Genomic DNA, 2,568 nt, shown 5'->3' with positions numbered 1-2,568 from the left:
GGCGCGGTCTGGGCCCTGCGTGGAGACCACGCCAACGACCTGCGGCCCGACGGCTGGACGTCGGCCGACGCCGCCGGGCTCCCGATCCTCCCCGGGCTGCTGCGCTGGAAGGAGGTCCGTGACGACACGATCGACCACGCGATCCGCTTCACGACCGACGTCACCAGCACCCACCACCTCTGGCCGGCTCGTCACGACGCGGGGTCGGAGGACAACTGGCACCAGTACCCGCCGATGGGCGCCCGGTTCCGGCTCGACGCCGACTTCGACACCGATGGTTACGGCCGCTACGCGCGCCGGGTGATCCGGGCGATGCAGACCTACGGGATGGTGCTGGCCGACAACGGCAGCCAGTGGTACTTCCAGGGCGAGCAGCACAGCCGGTGGCCGGAGAGCCTGATCGAGGACCTCAAGGAGATCCCGTCGAGCGCATTCGAGGCGGTCGACACCTCTGGGCTGCAGGTCGACCCCGACAGCGCCGCCGTGCAGTAGTTCTTTAATCCTTTCGAAGACTCCCGCTCACCCGTCGCGAGGGGCATTCTTGGGCGCATGAGCCTGCCCGGATTCTTCGACGCTCTCTCCGACGACCACCGGGACACCGTCGCCAAGCTCCTGACCGAGGTCGAGTTCGCACCGGGGACCACGATCTTCACCGAGGGCGACGAAGGCGATGCGGCGTACTTCATCGACGAGGGTGAGGTGCGCATCGAGCTCGAGCTGCCCGAGGTCGACACCGAGTCGGTGCTCCGTTACGAGGGCCCGGGCGCGACCCTGGGCGAGGTGGCGCTGCTCGACCGGCTGCCGCGATCGGCGACGGCGGTCGCCGACACCCTGGTCCGTGCTCGGACGATCACGACCGCCAGCATCGACGAGCTCGCGGTCCGGGAGCCGGGCGCGGCGCTCGCGCTCACCCAGGAGCTCGCCCGCGACGCGACCGCGAAGCTGCGCACCCTGACGTCACAGGTCGGCGACCTGCTCTTCGCCACCAGCCCGGACCCCGTCGTCGACGAGCTCGTCGGCCGGGCGGTCGCCGCGCAGGCCGAGTTCGCGGACTGGTCGGAGGACCGGGTCGACGCGCTGCTCCGGCGGCTCGCCGAGGTGTTCCTCGAGCACGCCGCTCCGCTGGCGGAGGCCACCGTCGAGGAGACCCACGTCGGCAACGTGGGCGACAAGACCCTCAAGAACATGGTGGCCGCGCAGGGCGTCCTCGACTCGATCGTCGGTCGGATCGGCGCCGGCCCGCTCGGCACCGACGAGGCGACCCAGGTCACCGAGATCGCCGAGGCGGTCGGCGTGGTCTTCGGCCTGGTGCCGGTCACCAACCCGGTGGCGACGGCGTACTTCAAGACGCTGGTGTGCCTGAAGTCCCGCAACGCGGTCATCCTCAGCTTCCACCACGCCGTCCTCGGCGTCGGCAACACGGTCGGCCAGCTGATCCACGAGGTCCTCGCGGCCGAGGGCGCCCCGACCGACCTGGTGCTCTGGGTCACGAAGCGGGGGAGCCGCAAGCTCACCCAACAGTTCATGGGCCACGCCGACATCGGGTTGGTCCTCGCGACCGGCGGCGCGGCGATGGTGCGGGCCGCCTACAGCTCCGGTACGCCGGCGCTCGGGGTCGGTCCGGGCAACGCGCCGTGCTGGATCGCCCCCGACGCCGACCTGCCGGCGGCGGCGGCCGCGATCGTGATGTCGAAGTCGTTCGACAACGGCGTCATCTGCGGGGCCGAGCACAACCTCGTGGTCGACACCTCGGTGCGCGCCGAGCTGATCACCCAGCTCGAGGCGCAGGGCGCCGCGGTGCTCTCGCCGGAGGAGGCCGCAGGGTTCCTCGCGGTCGCCGTCGACCCGGCGACCAACCGGTTCCGGGGGGAGATGGTCGGCCAGTCCGCCGCCACCATCGCGGGCTTCACCGGGTTGAGCCGACCGTTCGACATCAAGGTGATCGTGGTGCCGGCGACCTGGGACGGGGAGGACACCCCGCTCGCCGGCGAGAAGATGACGCCCGTGCTGTCCCTCTTCGACGTCAACGACGACGACCAGGCGATCGCCCTGTCGCGGCGACTCCTCGCCTTCATGGGCACCGGCCACACCTCGATCGTGCACAGCGCCGACCCCGATCGGATCGCCCGGTTCGGCGCGAGCATGCCGACGAGCCGGATCCTTGCGAACTCCCCGGGCGCCCACGGCGTCTTCGGCGTGACGACCGGCCTGGTGCCGTCCCTCACGCTGGGTTGCGGCACCTTCGGCGGCAACTCGACCACCGACAACGTCACCTACAGCAACCTCCGGAACGTCAAGCGTCTCGCACGCATGATCCAACCCGGAGCCGGCAGTGCGGAACATCCGGGCTGAGCCGCGCCACGCGGTCGGTGCTCTCGCCGGCTGCGCGGTGTTCCGCGGCATGTCGGAGGCCCGGCTCGAGGAGCTCGCCCGCTCGATGGAGTGGTCGGTGCTCGACCGCGGGGAGGCGCTGATGCGCGTCGGCGATCCCGGGGAGGACCTCTACGTCGTCGCCGGCGGCCGCCTCAACGTGTCGGTCCCGGCTCCCGACGGGACCGAGGTGCTCGT

3 protein-coding genes are annotated in these 2,568 nt (G+C 71.2%); all 3 read left to right on the top strand.

All coding sequences use genetic code 11. From position 1 onward, the window contains the following. A partial coding sequence (locus H0487_RS22410) for a hypothetical protein (RefSeq protein ID WP_220793702.1) occupies positions 1 to 492 on the top strand: 492 nt, incomplete at its 5' end. Between the two features lie 57 nt (positions 493 to 549). Then, positions 550 to 2,352, top strand: a complete 1,803-nt coding sequence (locus H0487_RS22405) for an aldehyde dehydrogenase family protein (RefSeq protein ID WP_183096407.1) — start codon at positions 550 to 552, stop codon at positions 2,350 to 2,352. Then, positions 2,333 to 2,568: cyclic nucleotide-binding domain-containing protein (locus H0487_RS22400; RefSeq protein WP_183096406.1), on the top strand; the 236-nt coding region annotated here is incomplete at its 3' end. The genes H0487_RS22405 and H0487_RS22400, both read left to right, overlap by 20 nt.

Source organism: Nocardioides stalactiti (assembly GCF_014180715.1).
Taxonomy (GTDB): domain Bacteria; phylum Actinomycetota; class Actinomycetes; order Propionibacteriales; family Nocardioidaceae; genus Nocardioides; species Nocardioides stalactiti.
Note: the sequence above shows the minus strand (reverse complement) of the source record. Positions and strands in the feature narration are given on the sequence as shown.